Source organism: Burkholderia sp. SRS-25 (assembly GCF_004343765.1).
Classification (GTDB): Bacteria; Pseudomonadota; Gammaproteobacteria; order Burkholderiales; family Burkholderiaceae; genus Burkholderia; species Burkholderia contaminans.
The window spans coordinates 203,994-221,646 of record NZ_PTXM01000014.1 but is presented as its reverse complement, the minus strand read 5'-3'; the positions used below and the strand labels follow the sequence as shown (position 1 = coordinate 221,646).

Annotated in this window: 16 protein-coding genes; 14 read left to right on the top strand and 2 right to left on the bottom strand. The window is 66.8% G+C overall.

Going from position 1 to position 17,653, the window contains the following annotated elements:
* Nucleotides 1–108 precede the first annotated feature (108 nt).
* A complete protein-coding gene (locus tag C5O79_RS20415; RefSeq protein WP_039366241.1) occupies nucleotides 109–399 on the bottom strand; it encodes a DUF3331 domain-containing protein in 291 nt (96 codons plus the stop codon).
* Nucleotides 400–1,063: 664 nt separating this feature from the next.
* On the opposite strand from C5O79_RS20415, the gene C5O79_RS20410 reads away from it, so the two are divergent.
* The 9 genes from C5O79_RS20410 (at nucleotide 1,064) to C5O79_RS20370 (ending at nucleotide 10,267) form a co-directional block, all read left to right on the top strand.
* Nucleotides 1,064–1,828 carry an SDR family oxidoreductase gene (locus C5O79_RS20410; protein ID WP_046548493.1) on the top strand — a complete coding sequence of 255 codons (765 nt, stop codon included), beginning with the start codon at nucleotides 1,064–1,066 and terminating at the stop codon, nucleotides 1,826–1,828.
* A gap of 42 nt (nucleotides 1,829–1,870) precedes the next feature.
* The gene (locus C5O79_RS20405; RefSeq protein WP_046548492.1) at nucleotides 1,871–2,713 is read left to right on the top strand and encodes an ureidoglycolate lyase; all 843 of its coding nucleotides are present in this window, start codon (nucleotides 1,871–1,873) and stop codon (nucleotides 2,711–2,713) included.
* A gap of 23 nt (nucleotides 2,714–2,736) precedes the next feature.
* Nucleotides 2,737–4,014 carry an L-fuconate dehydratase gene (locus C5O79_RS20400; protein ID WP_046548491.1) on the top strand — a complete coding sequence of 426 codons (1,278 nt, stop codon included), beginning with the start codon at nucleotides 2,737–2,739 and terminating at the stop codon, nucleotides 4,012–4,014.
* 43 nt (nucleotides 4,015–4,057) lie between these two features.
* Nucleotides 4,058–4,834 carry an SDR family oxidoreductase gene (locus C5O79_RS20395; RefSeq protein ID WP_131931603.1) on the top strand — a complete coding sequence of 259 codons (777 nt, stop codon included), beginning with the start codon at nucleotides 4,058–4,060 and terminating at the stop codon, nucleotides 4,832–4,834.
* A 12-nt stretch (nucleotides 4,835–4,846) separates the two neighbouring features.
* Nucleotides 4,847–6,385: a sugar ABC transporter ATP-binding protein gene (locus C5O79_RS20390; RefSeq protein ID WP_131931601.1), complete on the top strand. Its 1,539-nt coding sequence runs from the start codon at nucleotides 4,847–4,849 to the stop codon at nucleotides 6,383–6,385.
* 18 nt (nucleotides 6,386–6,403) lie between these two features.
* Nucleotides 6,404–7,441 (top strand): ABC transporter permease, encoded by a 1,038-nt coding sequence (locus tag C5O79_RS20385; protein WP_046548488.1) that lies wholly within the window; start codon nucleotides 6,404–6,406, stop codon nucleotides 7,439–7,441.
* Between the two features lie 97 nt (nucleotides 7,442–7,538).
* On the top strand, nucleotides 7,539–8,480 hold the full coding sequence (locus tag C5O79_RS20380) for an ABC transporter substrate-binding protein (protein ID WP_011354234.1): 942 nt from the start codon (nucleotides 7,539–7,541) through the stop codon (nucleotides 8,478–8,480).
* Nucleotides 8,481–8,540: 60 nt separating this feature from the next.
* On the top strand, nucleotides 8,541–9,431 hold the full coding sequence (locus C5O79_RS20375) for an amidohydrolase family protein (protein ID WP_047849549.1): 891 nt from the start codon (nucleotides 8,541–8,543) through the stop codon (nucleotides 9,429–9,431).
* A 68-nt stretch (nucleotides 9,432–9,499) separates the two neighbouring features.
* Nucleotides 9,500–10,267, top strand: a complete 768-nt coding sequence (locus tag C5O79_RS20370; RefSeq protein ID WP_046548487.1) for a FadR/GntR family transcriptional regulator — start codon at nucleotides 9,500–9,502, stop codon at nucleotides 10,265–10,267.
* A 30-nt stretch (nucleotides 10,268–10,297) separates the two neighbouring features.
* On the opposite strand, the gene C5O79_RS20365 is transcribed toward C5O79_RS20370, so the two are convergent.
* Entirely contained in the window at nucleotides 10,298–11,539 is a 1,242-nt protein-coding gene (locus C5O79_RS20365) for an FAD-binding oxidoreductase (protein ID WP_046548486.1), read from the bottom strand.
* Nucleotides 11,540–11,759: 220 nt separating this feature from the next.
* Here C5O79_RS20365 and C5O79_RS20360 point away from each other — a divergent pair, with 220 nt between their 5' ends.
* The 5 genes from C5O79_RS20360 (at nucleotide 11,760) to tssI (ending at nucleotide 17,637) form a co-directional block, all read left to right on the top strand.
* Nucleotides 11,760–12,314, top strand: a complete 555-nt coding sequence (locus C5O79_RS20360; protein WP_131931599.1) for a hypothetical protein — start codon at nucleotides 11,760–11,762, stop codon at nucleotides 12,312–12,314.
* Nucleotides 12,315–12,540: 226 nt separating this feature from the next.
* A complete protein-coding gene (locus C5O79_RS20355) occupies nucleotides 12,541–13,245 on the top strand; it encodes a YfiR family protein (protein WP_047849550.1) in 705 nt (234 codons plus the stop codon).
* Nucleotides 13,242–14,510, top strand: coding sequence for a diguanylate cyclase (locus tag C5O79_RS20350; protein WP_046548483.1), 1,269 nt, complete (start codon nucleotides 13,242–13,244; stop codon nucleotides 14,508–14,510). Before C5O79_RS20355 ends, C5O79_RS20350 begins: the two co-directional genes overlap by 4 nt.
* 85 nt (nucleotides 14,511–14,595) lie before the next feature.
* Nucleotides 14,596–15,108, top strand: a complete 513-nt coding sequence (locus C5O79_RS20345) for an OmpA family protein (protein WP_046548616.1) — start codon at nucleotides 14,596–14,598, stop codon at nucleotides 15,106–15,108.
* Nucleotides 15,109–15,498: 390 nt separating this feature from the next.
* Nucleotides 15,499–17,637 (top strand): type VI secretion system tip protein TssI/VgrG, encoded by a 2,139-nt coding sequence (gene tssI / locus C5O79_RS20340; RefSeq protein WP_047849551.1) that lies wholly within the window; start codon nucleotides 15,499–15,501, stop codon nucleotides 17,635–17,637.
* Nucleotides 17,638–17,653 lie beyond the last annotated feature (16 nt).

Genomic DNA, 17,653 nt, shown 5'->3' with positions numbered 1-17,653 from the left:
TAACGATGGTGCGCGCGGGCGTGGCAGACAAGCGGGGGAATTAGACCGGCGCTTCTACGGCCGGCGCAATGGGTGGCGCCGCGCGCCGTGCCGTGCGGCCGGGAGGATTTACCTGCCGCCGGCCAGCGCGAGCACTTCAGCGGCGGAGATCATCGCGGCCGCGTTCGCGGGTGCCGGGCGTTCGGCCGGGCGGAAGACTTCGTCGCCGCGGTGGATCACCTGGCGCGACAGCGCGCAGGTGCCGGTGCGTTGCGCGAAGCGGCGGCGCCAGCGCTGTTCACCGTAGTGACAGCGGCCGGGCTCGACCCAGCGGACGACGAGTAGCGTATCGGAACGTTCGAGGATTTCGACGTGAACGTCGGCGGGATCGAGCGCAGGCAGGGATTTGGAGGCCTTCATTTGCCGTTTCCTAAAGCTCGTGCGGTTCGGTCATGGCAGTGGATGTCACTACCCGATGGCGAATCCGTAGCGGTTTCCATGAGTGGTGCGCTAAATGTAAGCGTCTGTGACCGGAAAAAACATCCTGTCTGGCTCAAATTACCTTTTGCCGATTTAGAAACAATCCAGGCTTATTTTCTTGGAAACCACAGACAAAAACGCCCCGGACGCGAAGTCCGGGGCGGAAAATCGGCCTGCGCGCCGTGTCTGCTCGCCCAGTCACGGAGCCCATCGCCGGGGGGGACGGAGTGCCCGCAGGGATCGAACGCGGGCAGGGTGGCGATGGACCGGAAGCGCAGTCCGGTACGTCATGATGGCGCGCGCATCCCGTTGAGACCCTGACGTGAACATGACTTTTTCGTCAGTTTGGCGGGGTGCTGCGCCAGGCATATGCGAATGAATCGGCTGGAACGCTCGCGGGTATTGGATTTATCCGGTTCCAGGAGCGTGCTCCCGGGTGGCCGTCGAACGTCGAATCTTTGCTCGACAGCCCGATTTCCCCACCCGGGTAAATACTGAATCCCGAATTCGTGACAAACGCGGCATCACTTCCTATGATTGGTTGGACCTTTAGTCCTTTGTGCCAATCGGCCGATGGTGGCCGGCTTTTTCGGGAGAGGTGCTCATGAGATTGCAGGGCAAACGCGCGCTGGTGACGGCGGCCGGGCAGGGCATCGGCCGCGCGACCGCGCTGCGGTTCGCGAGCGAGGGCGCCGACGTGCTGGCGACCGACATCAACGAAGCCGCGCTCGTGCGGCTCGAGGCCGACGTCGAGCGCGCTGGGGGCCGGCTGACCACGCGCCGGCTCGACGTGACCGATGCGCAGGACGTCGCGGCGCTCGCCGCGACCGAGCGTGCGTTCGACGTGCTGTTCAACTGCGCGGGCTTCGTGCACCACGGCTCGATCCTCGACTGCGACGACGAAGCATGGGCGTTCTCACTGAACCTGAACGTCACGTCGATGTACCGGCTGATTCGCGCGCTGCTGCCCGCGATGCTCGAAGCAGGCGGCGCGTCGATCATCAACATGGCGTCGGCCGCGTCGAGCGTGAAGGGCGTGCCGAACCGCTTCGTCTACGGCACGACCAAGGCGGCCGTGATCGGCCTGACCAAGGCGGTGGCCGCCGATTTCGTCGAGCGGGGCATCCGCTGCAACGCGATCTGCCCGGGCACGATCGAATCGCCGTCGCTGGAGCAGCGGATCGCGGACCAGGCGCGCACGCGCCACGTGTCGACCGACGAGGTGCGCCAGGCGTTCGTCGCGCGCCAGCCGATCGGCCGCATCGGCAGCGCGGAGGAAGTGGCCGCGCTCGCGCTGTACCTCGCGTCCGACGAAGCGTCGTTCACGACTGGCGCGATCCACCTGATCGACGGCGGCTGGTCGAACTGATCGCGCCTTCCCATTCACTTTTCCGTATCGGCTCAACACGACATGAAACTGCTGAGATTTGGCGACAAACACCATGAAAAGCCGGGCCTGCTCGATGCGCAGGGCCATATTCGCGACCTGTCCGGCGTGATCGACGACATCGCCGGCGATGTGCTGGCGCCGGCCTCGCTCGCGCGGCTGCGCGACATTCCGCCGTCGTCGCTGCCGCTGGTCGAAGGCACGCCGCGGCTCGGCGCGTGCGTCGGCCGCGTCGGCAAGTTCATCTGCATCGGGCTCAACTATTCCGACCACGCGGCCGAATCGGGGATGGAGGTGCCGAAGGAGCCCGTCGTGTTCGGCAAGTGGACGAGCGCGATCTCCGGCCCGAACGACGACGTCGAGATTCCGCGCGGCTCGGAGAAAACCGACTGGGAAGTCGAGCTCGGCGTGGTGATCGGCCAGGGCGGCCGCTATATCGCGGAAGCCGACGCGCTGTCGCACGTCGCCGGCTACTGCGTCGTGAACGACGTGTCGGAGCGCGAATACCAGCTCGAACGCGGCGGCACGTGGGACAAGGGCAAGGGCAACGACACGTTCGGTCCGCTCGGCCCGTGGCTCGTGACGGCCGACGAAGTGCCCGATCCGCATGCGCTGCGGCTTTGGCTCGACGTCGACGGCCATCGCTACCAGAACGGCACGACCGCGACGATGGTGTTTCGCGTGCCGCACCTGATCAGCTACCTGAGCCGCTTCATGAGCCTGCAGCCGGGCGACGTGATTTCGACCGGCACGCCGCCGGGGGTCGGCCTCGGGCAGAAGCCGCCCGTCTACCTGCGCGCCGGACAGGTGATCACGCTCGGCATCGACGGGCTCGGCGAGCAACGCCAGCGCACCGTGCAGGCCTGATTTCCTTTAACGGACGGTTCGTCATGCCTATCATTCGATCGATGCGCGTCCTCGACGTGCGCTTCCCGACCTCGCGCCAGCTCGACGGCTCCGATGCGATGAATCCGGACCCCGATTATTCGGCGGCCTACGTCGTGCTCGAAACCGACCATGACGGGCTCGAAGGTCACGGGCTCACGTTCACCATCGGGCGCGGCAACGAAATCTGCTGCGCGGCGATCGACGCGATGCGTCACCTCGTCGTCGGCCTCGACCTCGACTGGATCCGCGAAGACATGGGCCGCTTCTGGCGGCACGTCACGTCGGACAGCCAGTTGCGCTGGATCGGCCCCGACAAGGGCGCGATCCACCTGGCGACGGGCGCGGTCGTCAACGCGGTGTGGGATCTGTGGGCGAAAGCCGAACGCAAGCCGCTGTGGCGGCTCGTGGCCGACATGAGCCCCGAGGAACTGGTGCGCGCGATCGACTTCCGCTACCTGACCGACTGCCTGACGCCGGACGAAGCGCTCGACCTGCTGCGCCGGCAGGCGCCCGGCAAGGCCGACCGGATCGCGCTGCTCGAGCGCGACGGCTACCCGTGCTACACGACGTCGGCCGGCTGGCTCGGCTACAGCGACGACAAGCTGCGGCGGCTGTGCCGTGAAGCCGTCGAAGCCGGGTTCGAGTACGTGAAGCTGAAGGTCGGCGCGAACCTGGAGGACGACATCCGCCGCGTGACGATCGCGCGCGAGGTGATCGGCCCGGACCGCAAGCTGATGATCGACGCGAACCAGGTGTGGGAAGTGGACGAGGCGATCGACTGGGTGCGCGAGCTGGCGTTCGCGCGGCCGTGGTTCATCGAGGAGCCGACCAGCCCCGACGACGTCGAAGGGCATCGCAAGATCCGCAAGGCGATCGCGCCCGTGCAGGTCGCGACCGGCGAGATGTGCCAGAACCGCGTGCTGTTCAAGCAGTTCATCGCGCGTGGTGCGATCGACGTCGTGCAGATCGATGCGTGCCGGCTCGGCGGTGTGAACGAGATTCTCGCGGTGATGCTGATGGCCGCGAAGTACGGGCTGCCGGTGTGCCCGCATGCGGGCGGTGTCGGGTTGTGCGAGTACGTGCAGCATCTGTCGATGATCGATTACATCTGCATTGCAGGCACGAAGGAAGGGCGCGTGACGGAGTATGTCGATCACCTGCACGAGCATTTCGTCGAACCGTGCATCGTGCGCGGCGCGGCGTACATGCCGCCGACGGCGCCCGGTTTCTCGATCGAGATGAAACCCGAATCGCTGGAGCAGTACCGGTTCCGCGGCTGATACGCGTTGAGCGTGCCGACAACATGAACGACGGAGACGCGAAGTGGATTTGAATCTGCAACACAAGGTCGTGATCGTGACCGGCGGCGCGTCGGGCATCGGTGCCGCGACCTCGATGCGGCTTGCCGAAGAAGGCGCGATTCCGGTGGTGTTCGCGCGCCACGCGCCCGACGATGCGTTCTGGCGCGCACTCGTGCAGAAGCAGCCGCAGGCCGCGTGCATCCCGGTCGAATTGCAGGACGATGCGCAGTGCCGCGACGCCGTGGCGGAAACGGTCACGCGCTTCGGCCGGCTCGACGGCCTGGTCAACAACGCGGGCGTCAACGACAGCATCGGGCTCGAGGCCGGGCGCGACGCATTCGTCGCGTCGCTCGAACGCAACCTGATCCACTACTACGTGATGGCGCATTACTGTGTGCCGCATCTGAAGGCGGCGCGCGGCGCGATCGTCAATATCTCGTCGAAGACGGCCGTCACCGGGCAGGGCAACACGAGCGGCTATTGCGCATCGAAGGGCGCACAGCTCGCGTTGACGCGCGAATGGGCCGTCGCGTTGCGCGACGACGGCGTGCGCGTGAACGCGGTGATTCCGGCCGAGGTGATGACGCCGCTCTACCGGAACTGGCTCGCCGGCTTCGACGACCCCGACGCGAAGCTGGCCGGCATCGCGGGCAAGGTGCCGCTCGGCCAACGCTTCACGACGGCCGACGAAATCGCCGATACGGCCGTGTTCCTGCTGTCGGAGCGCGCGTCGCACACGACGGGCCAGTGGCTGTTCGTCGACGGCGGCTATACGCATCTCGACCGTGCGATCAGCTGAGGGCGGCAATCCATGCAACCCGACCTGACACCGAACCCCGCACCGCCGCTGATCGCATTGACCGGCATCGGCAAGCGCTTCCCCGGCGTGCAGGCGCTCGACGATTGCCATTTCGACCTGCGTGCCGGCGAAGTGCATGCGCTGATGGGCGAGAACGGCGCCGGCAAGTCGACGCTGATGAAGATCCTGGCGGGCGTCTACCAGCGCGACGACGGCGAGATCCGGATGGACGGCCGCGCGGTGGAAATCGCCGACCCGCGCGCCGCGCAGGCGCTCGGGATCGGCATCATCCATCAGGAACTGAACCTGATGAACCACCTGAGCGTCGCGCAGAACATCTTCATCGGCCGCGAGCCGCGCGGGCGCTTCGGCGTGTTCGTCGACGAGGACAAGTTGAACCGCGACGCGGCCGCAATCTTCGCGCGGATGCGGCTCGATCTCGACCCGCGCACGCCGGTCGGCCGGCTCACGGTGGCGAAGCAGCAGATGGTCGAGATCGCGAAGGCGCTGTCGTTCGACTCGCGCGTGCTGATCATGGACGAGCCGACCGCCGCGCTCAACAACGCGGAGATCGCCGAGCTGTTCCGCATCATCGGCGACCTGCGCGCGCACGGTGTCGGCATCGTCTACATCTCGCACAAGATGGACGAGCTGCGCCAGATCGCCGATCGCGTGACCGTGATGCGCGACGGCAAGTACGTCGCGACCGTGCCGATGGTCGACACGTCGATGGACGCGATCATCGCGATGATGGTCGGCCGCCAGCTCGCGACCGAATTCCGCACGCCGCCCGATACGTCCGCGAACGACGTCGCGCTCGAAGTGCGCGGGCTGTCGCGCGGCCGCGCGATCCGCGATGTCGGCTTCACGCTGCGGCGCGGCGAGATCCTCGGCTTCGCCGGGTTGATGGGCGCGGGCCGCACCGAGGTCGCGCGCGCGGTGTTCGGCGCGGACCCGGTCGATGCGGGCGAGATCCGCGTGCATGGCAAGCCCGTGACGATCCGCACGCCGGCCGACGCGGTGAAGCACGGCATCGGCTACCTGTCCGAGGACCGCAAGCACTTCGGGCTCGCGGTCGGGATGGACGTGCAGAACAACATCGCGCTGTCGAGCATGCGCCGCTTCGTGCGCCGCGGCGTGTTCCTCGACGCGCGTGAATTGCGCGACACCGCGCAGGCGTACGTGCGGCAGCTCGCGATCCGCACGCCGTCGGTCGCGCAGCCGGCGCGGCTGCTGTCGGGCGGCAACCAGCAGAAGATCGTGATCGCGAAGTGGCTGCTGCGCGACTGCGACATCCTGTTCTTCGACGAGCCGACGCGCGGCATCGACGTCGGCGCGAAAAGCGAGATCTACAAGCTGCTCGACGCGCTCGCCGCCGACGGCAAGGCGATCGTGATGATTTCGTCGGAGTTGCCCGAGGTGCTGCGCATGAGCCACCGGATTCTCGTGATGTGCGAAGGGCGCGTGACCGGAGAATTGCGCGCCGCCGACGCCACGCAGGAAAAGATCATGCAGCTCGCGACGCAGCGCGAGTCGACCGTGTTGTCCTGATTTCGACGCTTACCGATCATGTCCAACGATACGCACTCCGTTCCGCCCCTTGCTTCCAGCGACACGCCGTCCGCCGCATCGAGCCTGAAGTCGCGCTTCTTCAACCCGGCCGCGCGCCAGAAGCTGCTCGCGTTCGCGAGCCTCGTGCTGCTGATCGTGTTCTTCAGCTTCGCGTCGCCGAACTTCCTCGAAGTCGACAACCTCGTCGCGATCCTGCAGGCCACCGCGGTAAACGGCGTGCTGGCCGTCGCCTGCACCTACGTGATCATCACGTCGGGCATCGACCTGTCGGTCGGCACGCTGATGACGTTCTGCGCGGTGATGGCCGGCGTCGTGCTGACGAAATGGGGAATGCCGCTGCCGCTCGGGATCCTCGCCGCGCTGTGCTTCGGCGCACTGTCGGGCAGCGTGTCGGGCTTCGTGATCGCGAAGATGAAGGTGCCGCCGTTCATCGCGACGCTCGGCATGATGATGCTGCTCAAGGGGCTGTCGCTCGTGATCTCGGGCACGCGGCCGATCTACTTCAACGACACGCCGGGCTTCACGTCGATCGCGCAGGATTCGTTGATCGGCAACCTGATCCCCGCGCTGCCGATTCCGAACGCGGTGCTGATCCTGTTCCTCGTCGCGATCGGCGCATCGATCGTGCTGAACCGCACGATCTTCGGCCGCTATACGTTCGCGCTCGGCAGCAACGAGGAAGCGCTGCGGCTGTCGGGTGTGAACGTCGATGCGTGGAAGATCGCGGTCTACACCTTCAGCGGTGCGGTGTGCGGGATCGCCGGGCTGCTGATCGCGTCGCGGCTGAATTCCGCGCAGCCCGCGCTCGGGCAGGGCTACGAGCTCGATGCGATCGCGGCCGTGGTAATCGGCGGCACGTCGCTGTCGGGCGGCGCGGGCAGCATCGTCGGCACCATCATCGGCGCGTTCATCATGAGCGTGCTGACGAACGGCCTGCGCATCATGTCGGTCGCGCAGGAATGGCAGACGGTCGTGACGGGCGTGATCATCATTCTCGCCGTCTACGTCGACATCCTGCGCCGGCGGCGCCGCTGATGCATGCACTGACGCAGGCATGTGCTTCATCGCCGGTTCCGGCCGGCGTCCCAGTCGTTCCAGTCGGTTGAGTCGATACGAAAAAAGGAGACGCGAAGTGATCAGGAGCAAGGTGTTGAACGCGATCGTCGGGCTGACGTTCGCCGTCGGCGTCACGGCCGGCGCGCAGGCGCAGGAAACCTACATCCCGCTGATCTCGAAGGGCTTCCAGCATCAGTTCTGGCAGGCCGTGAAAGCGGGCGCGATGCAGGCCGCGAAGGACTACAAGGTGAAGGTGACGTTCGAAGGTCCGGAAACCGAGGCGATGGTCGACAAGCAGATCGACATGCTGTCGGCCGCGATCGCGAAGAAGCCGGCCGCGCTCGGCTTCGCGGCGCTCGACAGCAAGGCCGCGCTGCCGCTGCTGAAGAAGGCGCAGGCCGAGAAGATCCCGGTGATCGCGTTCGACTCGGGCGTGGACAGCGACATCCCGGTGACGACGGCCGCGACCAACAACAAGGCCGCCGCGTCGCTCGCCGCCGACAAGCTCGCCGCGCTGATCGGCGACGAAGGCGAGGTGGCCGTGGTCGCGCACGACCAGACGAGCCGCACCGGCATCGACCGCCGCGACGGCTTCCTCGAACGGATGAAGTCGGCGCACCCGAAGGTGCAGGTCGTGACCGTGCAGTACGGCGAAGGCGACCAGTTGAAGTCGACCGAGGTGACGAAGTCGATCCTGCAGGCGTATCCGAAGCTCAAGGGGCTGTTCGGCACCAACGAAGGCTCGGCGATCGGCGTGGTCAACGGCGTGCGCGAGATGAAGCGCAAGGTCGTGATCGTCGGGTACGATTCCGGCAAGCAGCAGAAGGACGCGATCCGCAGCGGGCTGATGGCCGGCGCGATCACGCAGAACCCGATCGGGATCGGCTACAAGACGGTCGAGGCGGCCGTGAAGGCGATCAAGGGCGAGAAGCTGCCGAAGGTCATCGATACCGGCTTCTACTGGTACGACAAGACCAATATCGACGATCCGAAGATCGCGGCGGTGTTGTACGACTAAAAATTGCGTCGAGCGGCGGTGGCGCGCGCTGCCGCCGCGGCGACCGGACACGAGGGCATCATGGGCGCAGTGCGTATCGATTCCCATCAGCACTTCTGGCGCTATCGCGCCGCCGATTACCCGTGGATCGGCGCCGGGATGGCGGTGCTCGCACGCGACTACCTGCCCGATGCGCTGTGGCCGCTGATGCATGCGCAGGCGATCGGCGCGTCGATCGCGGTGCAGGCGCGCGCCGGGCGCGACGAGACGGCGTTCCTGCTCGATCTCGCGCGCGACGATGCGCGCATCGCGGCGGTGGTCGGCTGGGAGGATCTCGCCGCGCCGCAGCTCGCGGATCGCATTGCCGAATGGCGCAGCCCGAAGCTGCGCGGTTTCCGTCACCAGGTGCAGGACGAAGCCGATGCCGGCGCGTTCGTCGCGGAGCCGGGCTTCAACCGCGGCATCGCCTGGCTGCAGGCTAACGGCTACGTGTACGACGTGCTCGTGTTCGAGCGCCAGTTGCCGGACGTGTGGGCGTTTTGTGCGCGGCACGACGCGCACTGGCTCGTGCTCGATCACGTCGGCAAGCCGGCACTCGCCGACTTCGAGCGCGACGACACGGCGTTCGCGCGCTGGCGCGCCGCGTTGCGCGAGCTGGGCGCGCTGCCGCATGTCGTGTGCAAGCTGTCGGGGCTCGTGACCGAGGCCGACTGGACGCGCGGGCTGCGCGGGAAGGACGTACGGCGTATCGAGCAGTGTCTCGACGCGGCGCTCGACGCGTACGGCCCGCAGCGGCTGATGTTCGGGTCGGACTGGCCCGTGTGCCTGCTGGCCGCGTCGTATGACGAAGTGGCGTCGATCATCGAGCGCTGGGCCGAATCGCGGCTGTCGGCGGCCGAGCGCAACGCGCTGTGGGGCGGCACTGCCGCGCGTTGCTACGCGGTGCCGGGCGCGGCGACGCGCGGCATATAGAATAGGCGCGAACGGTCTGTTCGATTCGTCAGACCGTCCGGAACGAAACCGCTCACCTGCATCAACGTATGTCCATCCAGCCGATTCAGAACCGCCGCCTCTACCAGCAGATCGCCGACAAGCTCAGTGCGATGATCGAGTCCGGCGATTTTCCGCCGGGCAGCTACCTGCCGCCCGAGCGCGAACTGGCCGAACAGTTCGGCGTGTCGCGCACCTCGGTGCGCGAGGCGCTCATCGCGCTCGAAGTGAGCGGGCTCGTGAGCGTGCGGGTCGGCGACGGCGTGAAGGTGCGCCATCCCGAAACGGCCGTCGCACCCGAGCCTACGCCCGTGCCTGCGGAGAAGGCCGCGCCGTTCACGATCGTCGAGATCGATCCCGAACTCGGCATCGCACTCGACCTCGACACCGAAATTCCGCCGTTTGCGTTGCTGCAGGCGCGCCGGCTGATCGAGCCTGAAGCGGCGTCGCTGGCCGCGAAGCAGGGCTCGGACGAGCAGATCGAAGCGATCCACGAGGCGTTCCTGCGCAACCAGGCGGACAACCTCAGTGGCTCGCTCACGCATCCGGGCGACCGGCTGTTTCACATCCGCATCGCGGAGGCGAGCGACAACGCCGCGTATGCGCTGATGATCAAGCAGCTGCTCGCGCACAAGTACGACCTGATGTTCCAGCGGCTGCAGTCGCTGTACATGCCGAACGACATGCCGCACCGGTCGGAGCTCGAACACCGCGCGATCCTCGATGCGATCCGCGCACGCGACCCGGACGCCGCGCGCCGCGCGATGGCCGAGCATCTCGACGAAGTGATCCGCATCTTCGGGCGCGCGCTCGACTGAGCGCGCTTCGAAGCGCGATCGGGTACCCGGTCAAAAGCGATCCGCGCGATACGGCGCCGGATCGGTGAACGGCGCTTCGCCCGTCATCATCTCGGCCAGCAGGCGGCCGGTGACGGGGCCGAGCGTCAGCCCATGATGGTTGTGCCCGAACGCGAACCACAGCCCGCGATGCGCGGGCGCGGGGCCGATTACCGGACGCATGTCGGGCGTGCACGGCCGGAAGCCGAGCCATGGTTGCGGGTCGAGCCGCTCGCCGAAACCGAACACGGGCCGCGCGACGCGTTCCGCGCGTTCGAGCTGGACGCCGGTGGGCGGCACGCCGCGCCGCGCGATTTCGACGCCGGTCGTCAGCCGCAGCCCGCGCTTCATCGGTGCGATCACATAACCGTATTCGCGATCGACGATTGGTGCCGACGGCACGCCGCGCGTGGAAGGCGCGTAGTGCATGTGATAGCCGCGCTTCTCGCGCAGCGGGATCGTGTAGCCGAACTTGCCGAACACCGTGTCGGACCACGGGCCGAGCGCGACGACCACGGCCGGCGCGGCGGCCATGCCGTCCTGCGTCCTGACCTGCCAGCCCGGCGACAGCGCGTCGAGGCTCGCGGCATCGCCCGTCAGCAGCGTGCCGCCGCCTTGCACGAAGAGTTGCGCGTACGCTTTGACGAGCGCGGACGGGTCGACGACGCTTTTCGGATCGAGCCAGTGCAGCGCGCCGCAGAAGCCGGGCGCGAGGCTCGGTTCGTGCGCGCGCAGCGCGGCGGCATCGAGCGGCGTGATGCCGAGCCCGTGGCGGCGCGCGGTGAGCCCGGCTTCGGTCACGCTGCGTTCGAACGCGGCCGGCGTGCGGAACGCTTCCAGCCAGCCGTTCGCGCGGATGAGCTCGCCGGCGCCGGCTCGCGCGATCAGCGCGTCGTGCTCGACGATGCAGCGCTCGATCAGCGGCAGCATGTCGCGCGATGCGGCCGCGTGACGCAGCGGCGCCGATTCCCACCAGAAACGTGCAAGCCAAGGCGCGAATGCGGGCAGCGACGCGCTGTGCCAGTAGAGATCGGTCGAGCGGTTCAGCGCATAGCGCATCAGCGTGAACGGGCTGCGCGGGAACGGATACGGTTCGACCGACGAGCGCTCGATCAGCCCCGCGTTGCCGAAGCTCGTGCCCTCGCCGGGCGCGCCGCGATCGACGAGGGCGACCTTGCGCCCGCGATCCTGCAGGTGGAGTGCCGCGGAGACGCCGACGATGCCTGCGCCGAGAACGATGACGTCGAAATCCATCAGTGGTGAGTGACGGTGAGCGGCGCGCGCCCGCGATGAGGCGTAAGCGCCCGGGTTGGAGAGCGTTCGAACTGCAAGCATACTCGCGGCGGCGTGGGGCACCAAGAGGACGCGCGGGGCCTGCGCATGGCAGGTGGCCCGATCGCAACGATTGGCGATTGACGCGACGACGCGGGCAGTAGAAGGCGCGTGCCGGCCACTTACCCGCTCCGCATGGCCCATGATCACGATGAAAGCGACTGTCGCGTGTGTTGCCGCCCTGGTCGCATCGAATGCTGTTGCAAGCAAGTACGACAGCGACCGGGTCGAGATTTCCCGGGACGATGGCGTCGCCGTGAGCCTTTCGGCGTCATCGCTCGATCGCAAGGGTGACCGCGCCGACGTCCTGGTGAAGCTGGTTTACGACAGGCCCGCGTCAACGCTACGCCTGGGCTTTCCGACCGAGAAAGTCATATCGCAATGGTCGATCGATTGCGCAAGCCGTACCGCTGCGATCGGTCGATCGACCGGCTACGGCGTTCAGCCCGACGAGGTCAACTCGATCGATGGCCGGCCGGATAACTTTCGAACCTACAAGCCCCGTACCTTCGGATACGCGATCACGCAATTTGTTTGTGCAACTTCGCGACCGCGGGCAACGTGTGCGGTTCGATTTCGTCGTTGCCGGGCAACGCAGATTCGTGACTCGAATGCGGCACGACGCGCGGAGATCGACGCTTCGAAATCCGTTGAGGATCGTATGAAGTTTGCGCGGACCATGCGTCCATTCCACTGATCAATTTCCCGGCACCGACGTCGGCACCGGCTCGACACCGGAAGACACCTCCGCGCACAAGCGCCGATTCCGCATACGTTCTCGCGCTTCTCGCGGGTGTTTCCCACTGGTTGGCGGTGCGAATTTTTACCTAAGATGAAGCCATCATGCGCGTAATTCGGTGCCTGCACGCGCATGGAGGGAGGCGGGAGGCAGCGCCGGAGCGACGCCAGCGGATGTTGCCATCATGGATGCGAAAGTGTGCGCGCCGGCTGCCGGTCTCGCGACTGCAGCGACGCCAGCGGACGCGGCGGCAATCGCCGCGCGAACGGGGCCCGGCTGCTCGGGTCGAACCGCTCCGCTGCGCCACGCGCTGGCCGCAATCGTTTGCGTTCTGGGCGCTGCACAGGTCGTGCTCGCCGGGGCTTCCATCGAGGCTGTCGATCCGGTCGACATGGTGCGCACGGTTGCCGGCGCGAATCCTGCCCCCGCCGATTCCGAAGCTGCGTCACACGACACGGCCGTGCGTCAGGTCGTGCTGGGCATCATCAGCTTCACCCACTGGCCGACCACACCCGTTCGCCTGCATCTGTGCGTCACGGGCCGGCCCGACTACGCGCGCGGCCTGACCGACACGCTGCAGGCCGGCTCGACGCTGCTCGACGTGCAGCGTGTGCGCTTCGACGATGCCGCGCTCGGCATCGCCTGCGACATCGTCTATCTCGGCAACCTGAGTGCAGACGAGAGAGCCCGCGTGAGAAGCGCGGTGGCTGGCCATCCGGTGCTGACGATTTCGGAACACGATCCGTCCTGCACCGCAGGCGGCATGTTTTGCCTCAACGTCGACGGCGAACGCGTGTCGTTCGACATCAATCTCGACGCGGTCGCACGCAGCGGCGTGCGCGTGCATCCGAACGTGCTCAACCTCGCGCGGCGGCCGGGGGCACCATGACACGACCCACCCCTCCGGTCTCGCTGTCGCGCGTGCCGCGCCCGACGCTGCAAAGCGTGCTGCGTCGCGCGCACCTGCGCCTCGCATTCGTCGCCGTCACGATGGCCGCCGTGTCGTTGATCGTGGTGGCCGTGATCGCATTGCGAGCGTATGCCGGCAACAACCTGAACCTGCTGGCCCGCTCGCTCGGTTATACGGTGGAGGCCGCGCTCGTGTTCGGCGACCGCGTCGCGGCGGCCGAGGCGATCGGGCTGATCGCCGGCGACGAGGATGTCGCACAGGTGGTGGTCACCGATAGCAAGGACGAACCGTTCGCGACGTGGCAGTTGCCTGCCGGCAGCGGGATCGCGCGGCTCGAGCGCGTCGTTGCCGACCTCGCGCTGCCGGGGCCCGTGACCGCGCCGGTGATGCACGACGGCATCATCGTCGGCCACGTGGTCGTGCGCGGCCGCGGCCATCAGTTCTTCGGATTCCTGCTGGGTGGCGTGGGCGGCATTCTCGGTTGCCTGGCCGTCAGCGTGATCGGTGCGTACATCAGCTCGAAGCGCCTGCTGCGCAGCATCGTTTCGCCGCTGCGCGCGCTGGCCGGCGTCGCCCACGCGGTGCGGCGCGAACGTGCGTTCGCGCAGCGCGTCGAGCCCGCGGCGATTGCCGAACTCAACCAGCTCGGCGACGACTTCAACGCGCTGCTCGACGAATTCGAGGACTGGCAGAACACGCTGCGCGACGAGAACGCGTCGCTCGAACACAAGGCGACGCACGACGCGCTCACGGGGCTGCCCAACCGCGTGCAGTTCGAGTCGCGCCTCGCGCTCGCCCTCGGCGAGGCCCGCGTGACCGGGCAGCGGGCCGCGATCCTGTATCTCGACTGCGACCGCTTCAAGGAAATCAATGACTGCCTCGGCCACGAAGCCGGCGACGCGGTGCTGATCGGCATCGCGTCACGGCTGCGCACGCAGGTGCGCGAGGCCGACCTGGTCGCGCGCCTGGGCGGTGACGAATTCGCGGTCATGCTGCCGGCCGTGCGCGACGCGGATAGCGTATGTCGTATTGCGGACGAAATCCTGTCCGGCATGGCGCCGTCGATTGAGCTGTCCGACGGCCGCGTGGTGGCCACCATGATGAGTGCCGGCGTTGCGCTGTATCCCGATCACGCGTCGGATGCGAGCGGCTTGCTGCGGGCGGCGGATGCCGCGATGTACCGCGCCAAGCGCGCCCGGCCAGGCTCGTGGCAACTGGCGGAAGGAGTCGCGGGGGCGGCTTGAGTTTCATCGTTTCACGCTGCGGGCGAGGCCGCGGCAGTCGCTTGAAAAAGCGCTCGCGATGCGGGTGCAATCGAAGGGGTCAATGATGGACAACACGTTTCCGGTTGGGCTTGGGCGCTTGTGCGTCGGCAGCGCGCTGCTTTTGTGCATGCTGCTGGGAGGCTGCAAGACGCCGCCGCCGCTTCATCGTGGATTGACGCAGACGCAGGTCACGGCACTCAAGTCGGCCGGTTTCCAGGAAACCCAGCAGGGTTTCGAGTTCGGCTCGACCGGGCCGATCCTGTTCGATTTCGATCGCTACAACCTCAAGCCCGATGTGCGGCGGATCGTCGAAAGGATCGGTCGCACGCTCCACTCGGCGGGGATCAACGGCGTGCGGGTCTATGGATATTCAGACCAGGAAGGCGTGGACGAGTATGACGTCGAGTTGTCCAGGCGGCGGGCGGAGGTCGTCGCACTTGAACTGGTCGACGTGGGGCTCGACGCAAAGCGCATCGCGATCGTCGGGAAAGGGAAGCGCGATCCGGTCGGGGACAACAAGACGCCGGGAGGAAGGGCGCAGAATCGGCGGGCGGCGATCGTGGTCTCGCCGCGGTGACCGATATGAAAGGCATTTGAAAGTATCGTGCGTCATGCGATCGAACGCGATGCTCGATCGAGCATCGCGGCACAGCAGCGCCAGCCAGCGCGCGTTTCCTTCACGAGCGTTCGCACTATTTCATCGTGACTGGGGGCGATGCCTCGCCCCGTACGGATCTGTCACACGTTTCATGCAGATTGTGTCGTGTTCCGCGCGTGCTGGCGCGGTGCTTCGGCATGGTGAAGCCGCGTCCGGGCGGCCCTGCCGCCGGCGGGTTTTCGGGCTATCGGGGGCCTGAATGGAAACGTTTGCGGATGTCTTTCACGCGTCCGGATTTTGTCCTACATTATCGGGGCTTCGGGCCGGTCAGCCGGCACCAGGAACCTGAGAACACAAGAAGGAACAAGCATGAGTTTCGCTCCGAACGGGGGTATTCCCACTGGAATGGGCGGTAGTGCGCTCGGCTCGTTGAGCGCGCTCGGCGGTCTCGCCGGCCCGGTTGCATCGAGTGTCGCCGGCAGCCTCGGGCCGCTCGCGGGCCTGGCCGGGCACGTCGACACCGTCCAGCGCGCGATGCAGCTCGCGCAGACAGGCTTCTCGCTGATGGACAAGACGCCCGGCGCGATCGCCGAGGCGATCAACGGCGCCGCCAACCCCGCCCGCCTGACCCAGCTCAACCGCTACGTGACGCTCGATACGCCGCTCGGCCCGGACGTGCTGCTGGTCAGCGCTGCCGTCGTCGACGAGCACGTCAATCGGTTGCCGGAGATTCATCTCGACCTGCTGTCGCATCGTCACGACCTGCGCCCCGAGGACCTGATCGGCCAGCAGGTCAAGATCCGGTTCGACCAGCAGGCGCGCCTGTCGACGCTCGAACGCGTCGTCGCATCGGGCGCCGCCGACAACGATCGTTACTTCGACGGCTATGTCGCGTCGTTCGACCGCGCCGGCAACCCCGGCAACGTCACGCAATATCACCTGACGGCAGTGCCGTGGTTCTGGTTCCTGACGCGCTCGACCGACTGCAGGATCTTCCAGAACAAGAGCGCGCAGGACATCCTCACCGAGATCTTCCAGGAGCACGGCTTCTCCGACTTCGTGTTCGATATCCGCACGGCCCAGAAGCCGCTCGAGTACGTCGTGATGTACCAGGAGAGCTACTACAACTTCTGCGCGCGGCTGATGGAGCAGGAGGGGCTGGTCTGGACGCACCGCTACGAGAAGGACAAGCACATCCTGGTGATTGGCGATTCGAACCTGCTGTTCCGTCCGATCGACGGGCTGGCGACGGTGCCGTTCGCGGCTACCGAGGCGAGCGAGGACAGCGGCATCGACCAGTTGCACGAAGGCCGGCGCTTTGGCGTCGGCAAGGTCACGTTCCGCGACTTCAACCACCAGAACCCGTCGTCGCCGCTGATGCTGGTGGAGGCCGGGCCGCAGAACCTCAAGCATGCGCGGCTCGACGCGACCGAGCGGTTCGAGCACCAGTCGCTGTACGACCACGGCGACGACGGCAACCGCTACGCGCGTTTCGCGATGGAGGCCGAGGAGGCGCACGCCCACCGCTATACCGGCGGCGGCTACGCGTGGCGCATGACGACGGCCGGTGCCGTGGCTGTCGCGAATCACCCCGTCCTCGAGAACAACCAGGAATACGTGATCCTGCACGTGCGTCACGAGGCAGTGAACGACTACACGCAGCACAGTGCGAAGCTGCCGTACCGCAACAGCTTCGCGCTGCTGCCGAAGAAGATTCCGTACCGTGCGCCGCGCGGCACGCCGAAGCCGGTGATTCACGGCACGCAGTCGGCGATCGTCGTCGGGCCGAAGGGCGAGGAAATCTACACGAACGGGAGCGCCGTGAAGGTGCATTTCCCGTGGGACCGGCGCGGCAAGAAGGATGGCTCCGATTCGATGTGGGTGCGTGTATCGCAACCATGGGCGGGCGACGGCTGGGGCGCGGCCGCGATTCCGCGGATCAAGCAGGAAGTGCTGGTTGCGTTCAACCAGGGTGACCCGGATAACCCGGTGATCGTCGGCCGCGTGTTCAACGGCGAACAGGGCAACCCGTACCACGGTGCGGCCGGCCAGACGATGGGGATCAAGAGCCAGACGCACAAGGGGCAGGGGTCGAACGAGATCCGCATGACCGACACGAACGGCATGCAGGAATTCTTCATGCACGCGCAGAAGGACATGAACACCGTCGTCGAGAACAACGAGACGCACAAGGTGCTGGGGCCGCTGCGCACCGTGCTGGTGGCGACGGGGAGCGAAGAGAAGCAGATTCCGCAGGGCAACCTGACCGAGACGATCGCCCAGAAGCGCAGTACGACCGCGACCACCGTCGAGGTGACGACGCCGGCCAAGGATGGCGGCGGCGGCACGCAGGTTCACATGGCCGAGCGCGGCATCCTGCTGAAGGTGATGGACAGCTCGATCTCGCTCGCGCCGGAAGGCATCCGCCTCGAGCACAAGGGCTCCGTGATCCTGATGACCGACGACGGCGTGATGATCAACGGCACGCGTATCGACCTCAACAAATAACTCGAACGAAACCAGC